The following is a 16,072-nucleotide window of genomic DNA, read 5'->3' on the forward strand; positions in this document are numbered from 1 at the left end:
GCGCATCTGTATCGCCCCGGTGCGGTGAACGCCACCGTGGCGGTGACTTCCCTGGAGAGGATTCTGCTGGCATGCTTGGTGACGTTCCGGTACGGACCGCTCAGCGGAGGGTACCGGTATCCTTGCATGTCACGTGAGGGGAGTATCCCTGTCGCGACGGTGCCGTCATCACGGAGGACGACGACGTACTCCCGGTTCCGTCGGTCCGCGCCCTCCGGGTGCGGGCGGGAGAGACCTCCGGTACTCGAACGTGCGCGCGCCACGTCCGCGCGCGCCTACCGGAGGAGAATCCACCCGTGAACGTTCCCTTGTGGGTCTGGGCTGCCACGATCGGGGCCATGGTCCTGATCCTGGTCATCGACCTGGCCATCGTCGACCACCCCTGGAGCAAGAAGAGCGGTCCCAAGGAGTTCGGGATCCGCCAGGCGGCCTGGTGGGCCGCGTTCTACGTCGGCATCGCCATCCTGTTCGGCTTCGGGGTGATGTATTTCGGCGGTTCGACCGCCGGCGCCGAGTACTTCGCCGGGTTCATCACCGAGAAGAGCCTGAGCATCGACAACCTCTTCGTGTTCTACCTGCTCATGGGCTCGTTCGCGGTGCCCAAGAAGTACCAGCACGAGGTCCTGCTCGTCGGCATCGTCATCGCGCTGGTGATGCGCGGTATCTTCATCGTCCTGGGCGCGCAGGTCATCAACGCCTGGAGCGAGGTCTTCTACCTCTTCGGCGCCTTCCTGATCTACACCGGCTACAAGATCGTCCGTGACCACGTCAAGGGCGACGAGCACCAGACGGACTACACCCAGAACCCGGCCGTGAAGATGGTCGGCCGGTTCTTCCCGGTGACGAAGGACTACCACGGCGCGCACATGTTCGTGCGGCTCGACAACCGCCTGCACGTGACGCCGATGCTCATGGTCATCGTCGCCATCGGCGTGATCGACCTGGTCTTCGCCGTCGACTCCATCCCGGCGATCTTCGGTCTGACCCAGGACGCCTACATCGTGTTCACCGCCAACGCGTTCGCGCTGCTGGGCCTGCGCCAGCTGTACTTCCTGCTGGCCGGCCTCATGGACCGCCTGGCCTACATCAGCTGGGGCCTGTCGGCGATCATGCTGTTCATCGGTGTGAAGATGATCCTGCACGCGCTGCACGAGAACGGCGTCCACGTGATCGACATCGGGATCGGCGCCTCGCTGACGGTCATCATCGGCGTCATGACGATCACCATCGTCGGCAGCCTGGTCAAGTCCCGGGTGGACGACCGGCGCCGTGACGAGGTCGAGGCGGGCCGGGAAAGGGACACCACGGGCGACCGTTCCTGATACCGGACGGCACTCGCCGAACGGTCCCGAAGACATCTCCTGAAACAGCCCTGATCGAACACGCGTTCGTCTATAGTGGTGGTGCCCCGGCGCTGAGCCGTCGGGACACCACCACTTTCCCGTGTTGGAAGAAACCGACGTCGGCGGTCGTTAGTCTTGTCGGACGGGGTGGCGGACGGCTGTGCCCGCGCCCCCTCACCGGCCCGGATCCGCGGCCCCGTGCGGCCGCCGGAGGCCTGCGACCGCCACACCGCGAAGACACACGGGTCCAGCCGACGTCGCGCGACGCGGCCCGCCTCCTGTGCGCCCAAGCCGAAGGATGTCCTACTCGATGGTCGAACAACTGGTAGTCCGGGGAGCCCGCGAGCACAACCTCAAGGACGTCTCGCTGGACCTTCCGCGCGACTCCATGATCGTGTTCACCGGCCTGTCCGGTTCGGGCAAGTCGTCGCTCGCCTTCGACACGATCTTCGCCGAGGGCCAGCGGCGCTACGTGGAGTCCCTGTCCGCCTACGCCCGCCAGTTCCTGGGGCAGATGGACAAGCCGGACGTGGACTTCATCGAGGGCCTCTCGCCCGCGGTCTCCATCGACCAGAAGTCCACCAGCCGCAACCCTCGTTCCACGGTCGGCACGATCACCGAGGTGTACGACTACCTGCGTCTGCTGTGGTCGCGTGTCGGTGTGCCGCACTGTCCGGAGTGCCGCCGCGAGATCGCGCGGCAGACCCCTCAGCAGATCGTCGACCGCGTCCTGGAGATGACCGAGGGCACCCGCTTCCAGGTGCTGGCACCGGTCGTGCGCGGGCGCAAGGGCGAGTACCTCGAACTGTTCAAGGACCTGCAGTCCAAGGGCTACACCCGTGCCGTGGTCGACGGCGCGGCCGTGCGCCTGGACGAGGCGCCCAAGCTGGGCCGCTACGACAAGCACGACATCGCCGTGGTCGTGGACCGGCTCGCGGTCAAGGACACCGCGCGCGGACGCCTGACCGACTCGATCGAGACCGCCCTGAAGCTGGCGGGCGGCACCATCGTGCTCGACTTCGTCGACCTGGAGGCCGACGACCCCGAGCGCGAGAAGGTCTTCTCCGAGCACCTGTACTGCCCCTACGACGACCTGTCCTTCGAGCAGCTCGAACCGCGCTCGTTCTCCTTCAACGCCCCCTACGGCGCCTGCCCCGACTGCTCCGGGCTGGGCACGCGCATGGAGGTCGACGCCGAACTGCTGGTGCCCGACCCCGAGCGCACCCTGTCCGAGGGCGCGCTGGCGCCGTGGTCGAGCGGCTCCACCAGCGGCTACTGGGACCGCATCCTGCAGGCGCTGGGCGACGCCCTGGGCTTCGACCTGGACACGGCCTGGGAGCGGCTGCCCCGGCGCGCCCGCAAGGCGATCCTGGAAGGCCACGACACCCAGGTGCACGTGTCCTACCGCAACCGGTACGGGCGCAACCGCTCCTACTACACCGAGTTCGAGGGCGTCATCCCCTGGGTGAAGCGGCGCCACTCCGAGACCGAGAGCGACTACGGGCGCGAGCGGCTCGAGGGCTACATGCGCACGGTGCCCTGCCCCACCTGTGAGGGGACGCGGCTCAAGCCGGTCGTGCTGGCGGTGACGGTGGGCGGCAAGTCCATCGCCGAGGTCGCCCAGATGTCGCTCAGCGACAGCGCGGAGTTCCTGGCCGGGATCAAGCTCTCCGAGCGCGACATGGTCATCGCCGCCCAGGTGCTCAAGGAGATCAACGCCCGGCTCGGCTTCCTGCTCGACGTGGGGCTGGACTACCTGAGCCTGTCGCGCTCCTCGGGTTCGCTCTCCGGCGGTGAGGCCCAGCGCATCCGGCTCGCCACCCAGATCGGTTCCGGCCTGGTGGGTGTGCTCTACGTCCTGGACGAGCCCTCCATCGGCCTGCACCAGCGCGACAACGCCCGTCTGCTGGAGACCCTGCAGCGGCTGCGCGACATCGGCAACACGCTCATCGTCGTCGAGCACGACGAGGACACCATCCGCGCCGCCGACTGGGTGGTCGACATCGGCCCCGGCGCCGGCGAGCACGGCGGGCACGTGGTGGTGTCGGGCATCGTCGACGAGCTGCTCACCTCCGAGACCTCGCTGACCGGCGAGTACCTGTCCGGGCGGCGCGCGATCGCGGTGCCCGACACCCGCCGCCCGCTCACGCGGGGGCATGAGCTCGTGGTGCGCGGGGCCCGGGAGAACAACCTGGAGGGCATCGACGCCGCCTTCCCCCTGGGAGTCTTCACCGCGGTGACCGGGGTGTCCGGCTCGGGCAAGTCCACCCTGGTGAACGAGATCCTGTACAAGGCGCTGGCCAAGGAGCTCAACGGCGCCCGGGAGGTGCCCGGCCGCCACCTGCGGGTCAACGGCACCAGCAAGGTCGACAAGGTCGTGCACGTGGACCAGAGCCCCATCGGGCGGACCCCGCGCTCCAACCCGGCCACCTACTCCGGCGTGTTCGACCACATCCGCAAGCTGTTCGCCCAGACCACCGACGCCAAGACGCGCGGGTACCTGCCGGGCCGGTTCTCGTTCAACGTCAAGGGCGGCCGGTGCGAGGCGTGCTCGGGCGACGGCACGCTCAAGATCGAGATGCAGTTCCTGCCCGACGTGTACGTGCCCTGCGAGGTGTGCCACGGGGCCCGCTACAACCGCGAGACGCTGCAGGTGCGCTACAAGGGCAAGAACATCTCCGAGGTGCTGGAGATGCCGATCTCGGAGGCGCTGGAGTTCTTCGAGCCGATCAACGCCATCCGCCGCCACCTGCAGACGCTCACCGACGTCGGTCTGGGCTACGTGCGGCTGGGCCAGCCCGCCACGACCCTGTCCGGCGGTGAGGCCCAGCGGGTCAAGCTCGCCGCGGAGCTGCAGCGCCGCTCGACCGGCCGCACGGTCTACGTGCTCGACGAGCCCACCACGGGTCTGCACTTCGAGGACATCCGCAAGCTGCTGGGCGTGCTGAACCGGCTGGCCGACACCGGCAACACGGTGATCGTCATCGAGCACAACCTGGACGTCATCAAGACCGCCGACCACGTCATCGACATGGGTCCCGAGGGCGGTTCCGGCGGCGGTCAGGTCATCGCGCAGGGCACGCCGGAGGAGGTCGCCGCGGTCGCGGAGTCCTACACCGGGCGGTTCCTCGCCAAGATGCTGTGAGGCCTCGCCCCACCGTCGAGCCGGCGGTGGGGCGACGGCGACGACGAAGGGCCCCGCCGGGTTTGAACTGCTCCCTGGAAGTTCGACCGGCGGGGCCCTTCGGGTTGTCGTGCTACCCCTCCGCACGCACCCGGGCGAGCAGGGCCACCCACTCCGTGCCGGGAACCGTGAGATGGCCGAGGTCCCGGTTCTGCGTGTCCCGGACGTCCGCACCCGCAACATGCTCGCGCACCTCGACACACTGCCCGCCCGTGCTGCTGTAGCTGGACTTGTGCCAATCATTCATTGCTGAGACCTTCCAGAATTCTGCGGGACTCCCTGACGGGCAGGGCGGAAGACAAGGCGCCCTTGACCAGCGCAGTGAGCCGGGGGTGAGACTCGTCGTCATGTATGAAGTTGCCGCTGACGTGGTCGGAACTGGCCGCCATAGTCCCGTCCTGCAATGTGAAGACCAGAAGGGGGGACGTGATACCGGCCAGCACGGAACCTTCCGGTACCAACAGCACTGTTACCCTACCGGTCGCAATCCACGAGAGCAGATGCGCGGCCTGCTCCTGTTGGATCCCCCTGCCGAAAGCACGGATGCCCAGGACTGGGAACACCGCCGACACCGACAGGCTGTGGAGTTGCTCCAGGCGCTCACACCGTAGCTTGACCAGGTTCGCGATGTCCTTTTCCGGCAACAGCGGTTGCCCGGCTCGGAATACCTGCCGGGCGTAGGACGGGCTCTGTAGGTAGCCCGGAACGAGCACGGGCGAGAGAAACTCCAGGAACCTGGCCACGATCTCGATGTCGGCAAGCCCGCGTGCCCATTCGGGCAGAGTTGTCCCGTTCGCGACCATCCTCCAAGCAGACATCAGACGGCCACCGGCGTTCAGATGCTCGTCCAGGAGTTCCGCAGTGGGTTTGTGCGGTATGCCGTGCCCGTTCGCCCACCTGGACACAGAGGCGGGAGAGGCCCGAACCCGGGCCGCGAGTTGCTGCTGCGTGAGGCCTTGGAGTTCGCGGAACCTTTTGAGGAGCTCGTTGAATGGAGGGTCAGCCATGCGCGAAACATTACGCTTGGCTTCCACACGCTGTCAGAGGTTTCCCGGAAGATCTCACTGTATGGCGATACCCGCACGCTCCCGGTGACGATCGGAGCATGGAAGAACTCAGGAATCTCGGTGCGGCCTTCACTCACCGGCAACTGCTCAACTACCGCCGAGGCGACACGCTGGTCGTCAACGACCCCTACCTGGGTACCGTGGTGGAGGTGACCGCGTACGGGGGCTGGTACCGGTGGACCGGCCCGAGCGGGGAACCCCAGTACGGCGACGTCCACGCCCCCGGACCCGCGGTCGACACGATCATCCGCCAGTACGCCGGTCTCAACGTGGTGGCAGGGGGCCCGTCGTGACGCAGCGGCCCCGTCCGGACGTGCCCAGGGCGAGGACGCTCGCCGAGGTCGCCCGCCTCGTCCAGCCGCGCCGCCCGGAACCGCCGTGGCGGGCACCCGCCGTTCCTCCACCCTTGCCGAGGCGTCGGGGCGGGTCCAGGCGTCGGGGCACGGACTAGCCCGGAGGGTCCGTCGTTCACGCCCGTTCCGGGACACAGGGCGCGTGCTGCCCGCTCTGGTGGATCTACTACAGTTCGTAGTGATTCCCAGCGCAGGTGAGGAGCGTTCTGTCGTGTCTGGTCAGAGGACGTGCGGGTGCGGAGTGAGCAGGCGTCGCCTGCTCGGAACGGCGGGAGCGGCGGCGACCGTGACCGCCGTGAGCGCCTGTGGCGGTGAGCCGCCCGATCCGCAGGAGGTCCGGCGCGGGCAGGTGGTCGGCCAGACCACGGACGTGCCCGTGGGCGGGGGAGCGGTCTTCAGCGACAGCAAACTGGTGGTCACCCAGCCGCAGGAGGGCGACTTCCGCGCCTTCAGCGCCGCCTGCACGCACGGCGGGTGCACGGTCCAGGAGGTCACCGAGGTGATCGGCTGCCTGTGCCACGGCAGCGAGTTCGACGTCACCACCGGCGAGGCGGTCAAGGGACCGGCGACCGAGCCGCTGGAGGGCTTCACCGTCACCATCGACGGCACCGACATCATCCTCGACTGAGCCCGCCACGGGACGGGAGCACTCATGCCGCGGCGCCCGGAGCGGAATCCGCTCCGGGCGCCGCGGCATGTTCGACGGGTGTAGCGCGAGCCTGCTCAGACCTCGCCGGGGTCGCCGCCGGGCGGACCCGTGGCGCCGTTGCGCGGGGCCGCGGCGGGCTCCTGGGAGGAGCGGCCCCGCCGGAAGGCGGACGTGGGGAACTGCGCGGCGTAGGGCGACTCCTCGCCGGAGGAGAAGAACTCGGTGCGGTTGCGCGGCAGCGACTCGGGGTAGTGCTGGACGAGCCAGGCGATGAGGTGCTCGCGGATCTCGCACGCGATGTTCCACTGCGCGCCGGTGTCGGCGGCGGTGGCCACCACCCGCACCATGACGTCCCCGGCCTCGGTGATGTCCACGACCTGGCAGGACCAGCTGCGCCCGTCCCAGTTGGGGCTGGCCGTGATCAGCCGGCCGGCCTCCTCGCGCAGCTCCGCGACCGGCACCTCCCAGTCCAGCGGCAGCACGACCTTGGCGGTGATCGCGGTCCCCTGCTTGGTCCAGTTCTCGAAGCTGGTGATGGTGAAGTTGGCGACGGGGACCACCAGGCGGCGCTCGTCCCAGATCTTGATGGTGACGTTGACGAGGCTGAGCTCCTCGACGCGCCCCCACTCGCCCTCGACCACGACCACGTCGCCGATGCGCAGCGAGTCGCTGAAGGCGAGCTGGAGCCCGGCGAACAGGTTGGCCAGGGTGGACTGGGCGGCCACACCGGCGACGATGCCGATGACACCGGCCGAGGCCAGCAGCCCGGCGCCGAGCGCCTGGACCTGGGGGAAGGTGAACAGTATGGCGGCGATCGCCAGAACGACGATGACCGAGGTGACCACGCGCCGCAGCAGGCGGACCTGGGTCTGGTAGCGCCGAGCCCTGCGGTCGGCGTCGCCGTTGGACACCGACAGCCGGTCCAGGATCATGTCCGTGGCGGCGTAGGCCAGGCTGATGCCCAGACCGGTCAGCGTGCCGATCATGAGGATGCGCATCAGGTGCTGGATGGCCTGGTAGGTGGTCCAGCCGACGTCGGCGGGGCTGGGCAGCGCCAGGTTGGCGCCGACCACGGCGGCGGCGAGGTAGGCGGTGACGGCCGAGCGCGAGACGAGGTGGCGCGCCATCGGCCAGACCCTGCCCAGCTGGTGGTTCAGGAGCCAGTGGACCACGAACACCAACGACAGGGCGAGGGCGATCACGATGCCGAGGGTGATCCATTGAGAGGGGCTCACAGGGAAGGTCCCCCTTGTCGTCAAGACGGTCAGATGGTTCGTACCCGCCCAACCTAGAGCATGGAGAAATCCAATCGTGACGTTTGGGGTGAGGCGTGCGCGACGGTGCCCTGTGACACCGGGGTCTCGGGTGGCCGGATGTCGTGGGGACGCACCAGAATGGGGGTATGGCTGCGACTCCTCACCTGCGCCCGGCGCCCGGTTCCATCCCGACCTCCCCCGGTGTGTACCGGTTCCGGGACCAGGCGGGCCGCGTCATCTACGTGGGCAAGGCCAAGAACCTGCGGTCGCGGCTCTCCTCCTACTTCCGCGACTTCGCCGGGCTGCACCCGCGGACCCAGCAGATGGTCTCCACCGCCGCCGACGTGGACTGGACGATCGTCGGCACCGAGGTGGAGGCGCTCCAGCTGGAGTACTCCTGGATCAAGCAGTACGACCCGCGCTTCAACGTCAAGTACCGCGACGACAAGAGCTACCCCTACCTCGCCGTCACGCTCAACGAGGAGTTCCCGCGCGTGCAGGTGATGCGGGGGGCCAAGCGCAAGGGCGTGCGCTACTTCGGCCCCTACTCCCACGCCTGGGCCATCCGTGAGACCGTCGACCTCCTCCTGCGCGTCTTTCCCGTGCGCACCTGCTCCCCGGGCGTCTTCCGGGGGGCCCGTAACAGCGGGCGCCCGTGCCTGCTCGGCTACATCGGCAAGTGCGTGGCCCCCTGTGTGGGCAAGGCCACACCGCAGGAGCACAGGGACCTGGTCGACGACTTCTGCTCCTTCCTGGCCGGCGACACCGGCCGCTTCATCCGTCGGCTGGAGGCGCGGATGACCGAGGCGGCCCAGGAGATGGAGTACGAGCGCGCCGCGCGGCTGCGCGACGACATCGAGGCGCTCAAGGCCGCCCTGGAGAAGCAGGCCGTCGTCCTGCCCGACTCCACCGACTGCGACGTCATCGCCATGGCCGACGACCCACTGGAGGCGGCCCTCCAGATCTTCCACGTGCGCGGCGGCCGGATCCGCGGCCGGCGCGGCTACGTCGTGGACAAGGTCACCGACGCCGGTCCGGGCGAGCTGATGGAGACCTTCCTCGGGCAGCTCTACGGGGCCGCGGAGGGCACCGACGAGACCGCCGGGACCGGCACGGCCGTCCCGCGCGAGGTCCTGGTCTCGCACGCCCCCGAGGACATCGGAGCCGTGGCGTCGTGGCTGTCGGAGCACCGGGGTTCGGCCGTGGACGTGCGGGTGCCGCAGCGCGGGGACAAGAAGGCGCTCATGGAGACCGTGGACAAGAACGCCCGCGAGTCGCTGGCCCGGCACAAGACCCACCGGGCGGGCGACCTGAGCACGCGCGGGCGCGCCCTCAACGAGATCCAGGAGGCGCTGGACCTGCCCGAGGCGCCGCTGCGCATCGAGTGCTACGACATCTCCAACCTCCAGGGCGAGCACGTGGTGGCGTCCATGGTGGTGTTCGAGGACGGGCTGGCGCGCAAGTCGGAGTACCGGCGCTTCGCCATCCGCGGCAGCGGGCCGGGCGGGGCCGAGCAGCACGACGTCGCGGCCATGTACGAGGTCATCACCCGCCGCTTCCGCCGCTACCTGGAGGAGAGCTCGCGCAGCGGGGAGGTGGCGCGGATGGGCGAGACCGGCGACCACGGGGGTCACCAAAGCGACTCCGAGCCGTCACCCGGTAAGTTCGCCTATCCCCCTAACCTTGTGGTGGTGGACGGCGCGCGGCCCCAGGCCGAGGCGGCGCGCCGGGCACTGGACGAGCTCGGTATCGAGGACGTGGCCGTGTGCGGGTTGGCCAAGCGCCTGGAGGAGGTGTGGTTGCCCGACGACGAGGACCCGGTCATCCTGCCGCGGACGGGGGAGGGCCTGTACCTGTTGCAGCGGGTCCGCGACGAGGCCCACCGGTTCGCCATCACCTACCACCGGCAGATGCGGGCCAAGGCGCTCACGGGCAGCAGCCTGGACGAACTGGCCGGACTGGGCCCGGCCCGCCGGTCCGCGCTGATCAAGGAGTTCGGTTCGGTGAAACGACTGGCCTCGGCCACGGCCGAGGAGATCGCGGCGGTGCCGGGCATCGGCCCCAAACTGGCGGAGGCCGTGCACGCGCACCTGACGGGAGGGCCCGCCGGAGGGGACACCGACCGGGCGCCGGGACAGCAGAGTACTGACGGGGGAGGAGACACATGACGGTCGAACTGGGCGGCGAGCTGCCGCCCGAGGTGGTCATCGTCACCGGGATGTCCGGTGCGGGCCGGAGCACGGCGGCCAGGGCGCTGGAGGACCTGGACTGGTTCGTGGTGGACAATCTGCCGCCCGGGCTCCTGCCGACGATGATCGAGCTGGCCGGGCGCACGCACGGGGCGGTGCCCCGGGTCGCGGTGGTGGTGGACGTGCGTTCGCTGGCCTTCACCGAGGACCTGCTGTCCACGGTGGAGGAGCTGCGCAAGCGCGACATCGTCGCGCGCGTGCTCTACCTGGAGGCGAGCGACGAGGCCCTGGTCCGCCGGTTCGAGGGGGTGCGCCGCCCCCACCCGCTGCAGGGCGACGGGCGCCTGACCGAGGGCATCGACCGTGAACGCCAGACGCTGCGGGCGGTACGCGGGGAGGCCGACCTGGTCATCGACACCTCGCAGCTCAACGTGCACCAGCTCAAGGCGCGCGTGATCGGGTTCTTCGGTGAGACCGACGAGGCCCGTCCCCGCGCCAACGTGGTCTCGTTCGGGTTCAAGCACGGCCTGCCGGTCGACGCCGACCTGGTCCTGGACTGCCGCTTCCTGCCCAACCCCCACTGGGTGCCCGACCTGCGGCCGATGGACGGGCGCGACGAGCCGGTGCGCGACTTCGTGCTGGCCCAGGACGGGGCCAAGGAGATGATCGAGACCTACGCGGAGGTCCTCAAGCTGACCATCGCCGGGTACCAGCGCGAGGGCAAGCACTACATGACGCTCGCGGTGGGCTGTACCGGCGGCCGGCACCGCAGCGTGGCCATGGCCGAGCAGTTCGCCGAACAACTGCGCGCCCAGGAGGTCGACGTGCACGTGGTGCACCGGGACGTGGGTCGCGAGTAGCCGCCGCTGCGCCGGCGGGGGGACGGAATCGCCAAGCGGGGCGTCTTGGCTTACATTGGCCCGGTCACCGCCGGTCCCGGTTCCTCCACGGACGGGTACCCGGCGGTCCGGGGGCGCGGGCGCCCGCAGTTCCGCCGTGGGCGGTGCGGTCGGCCGCGCTTGCTGCACACGGGACGAGGGGGCAGGCCACAGCCATGTCGAACAGCACCGCACCGGACGAGGAGGGCCGACGCCCGCCCCGGGTGGTCGCCCTGGGTGGCGGGCACGGCCTGCACGCCTCCCTGTCCGCGCTGCGCCGGGTGACCACCGACGTGACGGCGATCGTCACGGTCGCCGACGACGGCGGGTCCAGCGGCCGGCTCCGCGAGGAGCTGGGCGTCCTGCCCCCCGGCGACCTGCGGATGGCCCTGGCGGCCCTGTGCGGTGACGACGAGTGGGGCCACACCTGGAGCGAGGTCATCCAGCACCGGTTCCGGTCCGAGGGGGACCTGCACGGCCATGCGGTGGGCAACCTGCTCATCGTGGCGCTGTGGGAGCTGCTGGGCGACTCCGTGGCGGGCCTGGACTGGGTGGGCCAGCTCCTGGGCGCGCACGGGCGGGTCCTGCCGATGTCGTCGGTGCCGCTGGACATCGCGGCCGAGGTGGCGGGGATCGATCCGCTGCGGCCGGAGGAGACCACGGTCGTGCGGGGCCAGGTGGCGTGCGCCAGCACCAGCGGCCGGGTGCGGTCCATCTCGCTCATCCCCGAGGAGCCCCCGGCCAGCCCGCAGGCGGTCAAGGCGGTGCGCGAGGCGGACTGGGTGGTCTTCGGCCCCGGGTCGTGGTTCACCAGTGTGCTGCCCCACCTGCTGGTCCCCGAGCTGGCCGACGCCCTGGTCAGCACCCGCGCCCAGCGCATGGTCACATTGAACCTGTCCCCGCAGCGCGGGGAGACCGACCACTTCCGGCCGGAGACCTATCTGGAGGTGCTGCACGAGCACGCCCCCAAGCTCGGGGTGGACGTGGTGCTGGCCGACCGTGGGACCGTGGACGACGTCGAACCGCTCACGAGCGTGGTCCGCCGACTGGGCGGGCGCCTGGAACTGGACGACCTGAACCGGGGCGACGGCACGCCCCGGCACGACCCGGAGCGGCTGGCGGCGGCCCTGGAGCGCATCCTGACCGAGTGAGCGCGCGGACGATCATGGCGGGCGCGGCCCGGGCTCGCCGCCCGCGACACCGAGCACGACCACGCGCTCGTGCCGCGCGAGCACGTGGTGGACGTGTTCGCCGGGTGGAGCAACTGAACGCACATCGCCATGAAGGCCCACAGAGCCCCCGGCCAGCGGGAACGGTGGCTCGGCAACACGCCGTGAAGGGGTCGGCCCCGAGCCGCCGGTGACGTAGTCTGCCACGGAGACAGCCGTACGCGGCGGGGCCGCGGCGGCGCACACCGGCGTCAGGCGCGCGACGCCGGTGCAAGCCAGTTCAAGGGGAGGTTCGCGGCGATGGCGATGACCGGCGTGGTGAAGGACGAGTTGAGCCGACTGGCGATTCTCAAGCCATGCTGCCGCAAGGCGGAGGTGTCCACCATCCTGCGTTTCACCGGAGGACTGCACCTGGTGGGCGGACGGATCGTGATCGAGGCCGAACTCGACACCGGTGCCGCGGCGCGACGGCTCCGCAAGGACATCTCGGAGGTCTTCGGGCACGAGTCCGAGGTCGTCGTGCTCTCCCCGAGCGGTCTGCGCAAGGGCAACCGGTACGTGGTGCGGGTGATCAAGGACGGCGAGTCGCTGGCCCGCCAGACGGGTCTGGTGGACAACCACGGGCGGCCGGTCCGCGGACTGCCCCGGCACGTGGTGGCGGGCGGGGCCTGTGACTCGGAGTCGGCCTGGCGCGGCGCGTTCATCGCGCACGGGTCGCTGACCGAGCCCGGCCGGTCGATGTCGCTGGAGGTCACCTGCCCGGGGCCGGAGGCGGCGCTGGCGCTGGTGGGGGCCGCGCGGAGGCTGAAGGTGCACGCCAAGGCGCGCGAGGTGCGCGGTGTGGACCGGGTGGTCGTGCGCGACGGCGACTCCATCGGGGCGCTGCTGACGCTCCTGGGCGCCCACCAGAGTGTGCTGGCGTGGGAGGAGCGGCGGATGCGCCGGGAGGTGCGCGCCACGGCGAACCGGCTGGCGAACTTCGACGACGCGAACCTGCGCCGCAGCGCGCGGGCCGCGGTCGCGGCCGGCGCGCGGGTGGAGCGGGCGTTGGAGATCCTGGGGGAGGACGCCCCGGAGCACCTGGTGGCCGCCGGGCAGCTGCGGCTGGCGCACAAGCAGGCGTCGCTGGAGGAGCTCGGACAGCTGTCGTCGCCGCCGCTGACCAAGGACGCCATCGCGGGGCGCATACGGCGTCTGCTGGCGATGGCCGACAAACGGGCGAGCGATCTGGGGATCGAGGGAACAGAGGCGAACCTCACTCCCGACATGCTCGTGCCCTGACGGTGCGCGTCGGCGGTCCGGGGTGCCCGCGCGCCCGGTGGTCGCCGAAATCCCCCCGCCACAACGATGTTCGACTTTGTTAACAGCACGAACACGTCGATAACTTCCGACAATGGTATAGACCTCTTCGCCGAGCAGTGCCAGGATGGTTCACGAATCCACGAGGCCTGGTGAGCGTGGCGGACGTGGGTCGAGAACGGCTCGCCGCCGGTGCTCCGCTAGGCTCTTCGTCAACACCCGGCGCGTGTTAACCCTGTTCAATGTCGTCACTCGGGTTCACACCTGGGTGCATCGTCCCAGGCGGGGGGAATGCGCGGGTGACATTGATGTGCGACATATGAGGAGATTGGTTCCGTGACCATCCGTGTAGGCGTCAACGGCTTCGGTCGTATCGGCCGCAATTTCTGGCGCGCGGTCGCCGCTGGCGGCAGCGACATCGAAATCGTCGCGGTCAACGACCTCACCGACACCAAGACGCTCGCGCACCTGCTCAAGTACGACACGGTGCTCGGCACCCTCGCCGGCGACGTCGAGGTGGGCGAGGACTTCATCCGCGTCGGTGACAAGAGCATCAAGGTGCTCGCCGAGCGCGACCCGGCCAAGCTGCCCTGGTCCGACCTGAACGTGGACGTCGTCATCGAGTCCACCGGTCGCTTCACCAAGGCCGAGGACGCCAAGAAGCACCTCGCCGCCGGCGCCAAGAAGGTCATCATCTCCGCCCCGGCCAAGGGCGAGGACCTGACCGTCGTCATGGGCGTCAACGACGACAAGTACGACGCGGCCAACCACCACGTCGTCTCCAACGCCTCCTGCACCACCAACTGTGTGGCGCCGATGGCCAAGGTCCTGCTGGACAACTTCGGTATCCAGCAGGGTCTGATGACGACCGTGCACGCGTACACCAACGACCAGGTCATCCTGGACTTCCCGCACTCGGACCTGCGCCGTGCCCGCGCGGCCGCGCAGAACATCATCCCGACCACGACCGGTGCCGCCAAGGCCACCGCGCTGGTCCTGCCCGAGCTCCAGGGCAAGCTGGACGGCATGGCCATGCGCGTGCCCGTCCCGGACGGCTCCGTGACCGACCTGGTCGTCACCCTGGACCGCGAGGTCACCAAGGACGAGGTCAACGCCGCGTTCAAGGACGCCGCCGAGGGTCCCCTCAAGGGCGTCCTGGTCTACACCGAGGACCCGATCGTGTCCTCGGACATCGTGGGCACCTCGCCCTCCTGCACCCTGGACTCCAGCCTGACCATGGTCTTCGGCAACCAGGTCAAGATCGTCGGCTGGTACGACAACGAGTGGGGCTACTCCAACCGCCTGGTGGACTGCGCCAAGCTGGTCGGTTCCGGCCTCTAGGGAGTCGGCGCCATCGGCACCGCACCCCCTCGCCCGCAGCGCGCGCGAGGGGGTGCCGTCGTGGACACCCCGTACGCCGCGTACGCCCCCACGTTCCGACCGACCACCGCCCGGGCCGGCGCCCGGGCCCCCAGACCCTTCCGAGGAGACCCGCATGCGGACGATCGACGACCTCGACGTCTCCGGTAAGCGCGTGTTCGTCCGAGCCGACCTCAACGTGCCCCTGGACGGCGACCGCATCACCGACGACGGCCGGATCCGCGCCGCCCTGCCCACCATCGAGAAGCTGCGCGAGCGCGGCGCCCGCGTCATCGTCGCCGCCCACCTGGGCCGCCCCAAGGGCGCGCCGGAGCCGCGCTACTCGCTGCGCCCGGTCGCGGCCCGCCTGGGCGAGCTGCTCGGCGCCGACGTGGCCTTCGCCGCCGACACCGCCGGGGAGTCCGCCCGCGCCACCTCGGCCGCGCTCGCCGACGGCCAGGTCGCGCTCCTGGAGAACGTGCGCTTCGAGCCGGGCGAGACCAGCAAGGACGACGCCGAGCGCGGCGAACTCGCCGACCGCTTCGCCCAGCTCGCCGACCTCTACGTCGGCGACGCCTTCGGCGCGGTGCACCGCAGGCACGCCAGCGTCTTCGACCTGCCCGGCAAGCTGCCCCACGCCGTCGGCGGCCTCGTCCTGACCGAGGTCGAGGTGCTGCGCAAGCTCACCGACGCGCCCGAGCGCCCCTACGCCGTGGTCCTGGGCGGGTCCAAGGTCTCCGACAAGCTCGGCGTCATCGACAACCTCCTCGGCGCCGCGGACCGCCTGCTCATCGGCGGCGGCATGGTCTTCACCTTCCTCAAGGCCAAGGGCTACGAGGTCGGCTCCAGCCTGCTGGAGGCCGACCAGCTCGACACCGTGCGCGGCTACCTGGAGCGCGCCGAGCGCGAGGGCGTGGAGATCGTCCTGCCCGTCGACGTCGTGGCCGCGGAGAAGTTCGCCGCCGACGCCCCCCACGCGCCGGTCGACGTCCAGGCCATCCCGGCCGACCGCATGGGCCTGGACATCGGCCCCCGCAGCCAGGAGCTGTTCGCCGCCAAGCTCGCCGACACCAGGACGGTCTTCTGGAACGGGCCCATGGGCGTGTTCGAGATGGAGCCCTACGCCGGCGGTACCCGGGCGCTGGCCCAGTCCCTGATCGACTCCGGCGCCTTCACCGTGGTGGGCGGCGGCGACTCCGCCGCGGCCGTGCGCGCGCTGGGCTTCGACGAGGCGGCCTTCGGCCACATCTCCACCGGCGGCGGTGCCAGCCTGGAGTACCTGGAGGGCAAGGACCTGCCCGGTATCGACGCCCTCGCCTGACGCAG

13 protein-coding genes are annotated in these 16,072 nt (G+C 70.1%); 10 read left to right on the plus strand and 3 right to left on the minus strand.

Annotated features, from left to right (window positions below):
- Window positions 1–296 precede the first annotated feature (296 nt).
- Both HNR10_RS26095 and uvrA read left to right on the plus strand, forming a co-directional pair.
- The gene (locus HNR10_RS26095; RefSeq protein ID WP_179827971.1) at window positions 297–1,322 is read left to right on the plus strand and encodes a TerC family protein; all 1,026 of its coding nucleotides are present in this window, start codon (window positions 297–299) and stop codon (window positions 1,320–1,322) included.
- 331 nt (window positions 1,323–1,653) lie between these two features.
- Window positions 1,654–4,488, plus strand: a complete 2,835-nt coding sequence (gene uvrA, locus HNR10_RS26100) for an excinuclease ABC subunit UvrA (RefSeq protein WP_179827973.1) — start codon at window positions 1,654–1,656, stop codon at window positions 4,486–4,488.
- A 112-nt stretch (window positions 4,489–4,600) separates the two neighbouring features.
- Here the strand turns inward: uvrA and HNR10_RS26105 are convergent, their stop codons facing one another.
- Together HNR10_RS26105 and HNR10_RS26110 are read right to left on the minus strand one after the other, a co-directional pair.
- Window positions 4,601–4,774 carry a DUF397 domain-containing protein gene (locus HNR10_RS26105; protein ID WP_179827975.1) on the minus strand — a complete coding sequence of 58 codons (174 nt, stop codon included), beginning with the start codon at window positions 4,772–4,774 and terminating at the stop codon, window positions 4,601–4,603.
- Entirely contained in the window at window positions 4,767–5,534 is a 768-nt protein-coding gene (locus HNR10_RS26110; protein ID WP_179827977.1) for a Scr1 family TA system antitoxin-like transcriptional regulator, read from the minus strand. The genes HNR10_RS26105 and HNR10_RS26110 overlap by 8 nt, the downstream gene beginning before the upstream one ends.
- Window positions 5,535–5,632: 98 nt before the next feature.
- Here HNR10_RS26110 and HNR10_RS26115 point away from each other — a divergent pair, with 98 nt between their 5' ends.
- A complete protein-coding gene (locus HNR10_RS26115) occupies window positions 5,633–5,887 on the plus strand; it encodes a hypothetical protein (protein WP_179827980.1) in 255 nt (84 codons plus the stop codon).
- Between the two features lie 301 nt (window positions 5,888–6,188).
- Window positions 6,189–6,575 carry a Rieske (2Fe-2S) protein gene (locus HNR10_RS26120; RefSeq protein WP_179827982.1) on the plus strand — a complete coding sequence of 129 codons (387 nt, stop codon included), beginning with the start codon at window positions 6,189–6,191 and terminating at the stop codon, window positions 6,573–6,575.
- A gap of 95 nt (window positions 6,576–6,670) precedes the next feature.
- Here the strand turns inward: HNR10_RS26120 and HNR10_RS26125 are convergent, their stop codons facing one another.
- Window positions 6,671–7,831, minus strand: a complete 1,161-nt coding sequence (locus HNR10_RS26125; RefSeq protein WP_179827984.1) for a mechanosensitive ion channel family protein — start codon at window positions 7,829–7,831, stop codon at window positions 6,671–6,673.
- Between the two features lie 167 nt (window positions 7,832–7,998).
- Between HNR10_RS26125 and uvrC the strand changes: the two genes are divergently transcribed.
- The 6 genes from uvrC (at window position 7,999) to HNR10_RS26155 (ending at window position 16,067) form a co-directional block, all read left to right on the plus strand.
- Entirely contained in the window at window positions 7,999–10,020 is a 2,022-nt protein-coding gene (uvrC, locus tag HNR10_RS26130; RefSeq protein ID WP_179827986.1) for an excinuclease ABC subunit UvrC, read from the plus strand.
- Window positions 10,017–10,901: an RNase adapter RapZ gene (gene rapZ / locus HNR10_RS26135; RefSeq protein WP_179827988.1), complete on the plus strand. Its 885-nt coding sequence runs from the start codon at window positions 10,017–10,019 to the stop codon at window positions 10,899–10,901. The genes uvrC and rapZ overlap by 4 nt, the downstream gene beginning before the upstream one ends.
- Window positions 10,902–11,095: 194 nt before the next feature.
- A complete protein-coding gene (locus HNR10_RS26140; protein ID WP_179827990.1) occupies window positions 11,096–12,070 on the plus strand; it encodes a gluconeogenesis factor YvcK family protein in 975 nt (324 codons plus the stop codon).
- 318 nt (window positions 12,071–12,388) lie between these two features.
- Entirely contained in the window at window positions 12,389–13,369 is a 981-nt protein-coding gene (gene whiA, locus HNR10_RS26145) for a DNA-binding protein WhiA (RefSeq protein WP_053615963.1), read from the plus strand.
- Between the two features lie 354 nt (window positions 13,370–13,723).
- Window positions 13,724–14,728 carry a type I glyceraldehyde-3-phosphate dehydrogenase gene (gap, locus tag HNR10_RS26150; protein ID WP_179828000.1) on the plus strand — a complete coding sequence of 335 codons (1,005 nt, stop codon included), beginning with the start codon at window positions 13,724–13,726 and terminating at the stop codon, window positions 14,726–14,728.
- A 154-nt stretch (window positions 14,729–14,882) separates the two neighbouring features.
- Window positions 14,883–16,067, plus strand: coding sequence for a phosphoglycerate kinase (locus HNR10_RS26155; protein WP_179828002.1), 1,185 nt, complete (start codon window positions 14,883–14,885; stop codon window positions 16,065–16,067).
- The last annotated feature ends 5 nt before the right edge of the window (window positions 16,068–16,072 follow it).

It is taken from the genome of Nocardiopsis aegyptia, assembly GCF_013410755.1.
Taxonomy (GTDB): Bacteria; Actinomycetota; Actinomycetes; order Streptosporangiales; family Streptosporangiaceae; genus Nocardiopsis; species Nocardiopsis aegyptia.

Bases quoted from the DNA above. Each gene is read 5' to 3' on its own strand.
- uvrA (WP_179827973.1), top strand. From the start codon at position 1,654: ATGGTCGAACAACTGGTAGTCCGGGGAGCCCGCGAGCACAACCTCAAG.
- HNR10_RS26105 (WP_179827975.1), bottom strand. From the start codon at position 4,774: ATGAATGATTGGCACAAGTCCAGCTACAGCAGCACGGGCGGGCAGTGT.
- HNR10_RS26110 (WP_179827977.1), bottom strand. From the start codon at position 5,534: ATGGCTGACCCTCCATTCAACGAGCTCCTCAAAAGGTTCCGCGAACTC.
- HNR10_RS26115 (WP_179827980.1), top strand. From the start codon at position 5,633: ATGGAAGAACTCAGGAATCTCGGTGCGGCCTTCACTCACCGGCAACTG.
- uvrC (WP_179827986.1), top strand. From the start codon at position 7,999: ATGGCTGCGACTCCTCACCTGCGCCCGGCGCCCGGTTCCATCCCGACC.
- rapZ (WP_179827988.1), top strand. From the start codon at position 10,017: ATGACGGTCGAACTGGGCGGCGAGCTGCCGCCCGAGGTGGTCATCGTC.
- HNR10_RS26140 (WP_179827990.1), top strand. From the start codon at position 11,096: ATGTCGAACAGCACCGCACCGGACGAGGAGGGCCGACGCCCGCCCCGG.
- whiA (WP_053615963.1), top strand. From the start codon at position 12,389: ATGGCGATGACCGGCGTGGTGAAGGACGAGTTGAGCCGACTGGCGATT.
- HNR10_RS26155 (WP_179828002.1), top strand. From the start codon at position 14,883: ATGCGGACGATCGACGACCTCGACGTCTCCGGTAAGCGCGTGTTCGTC.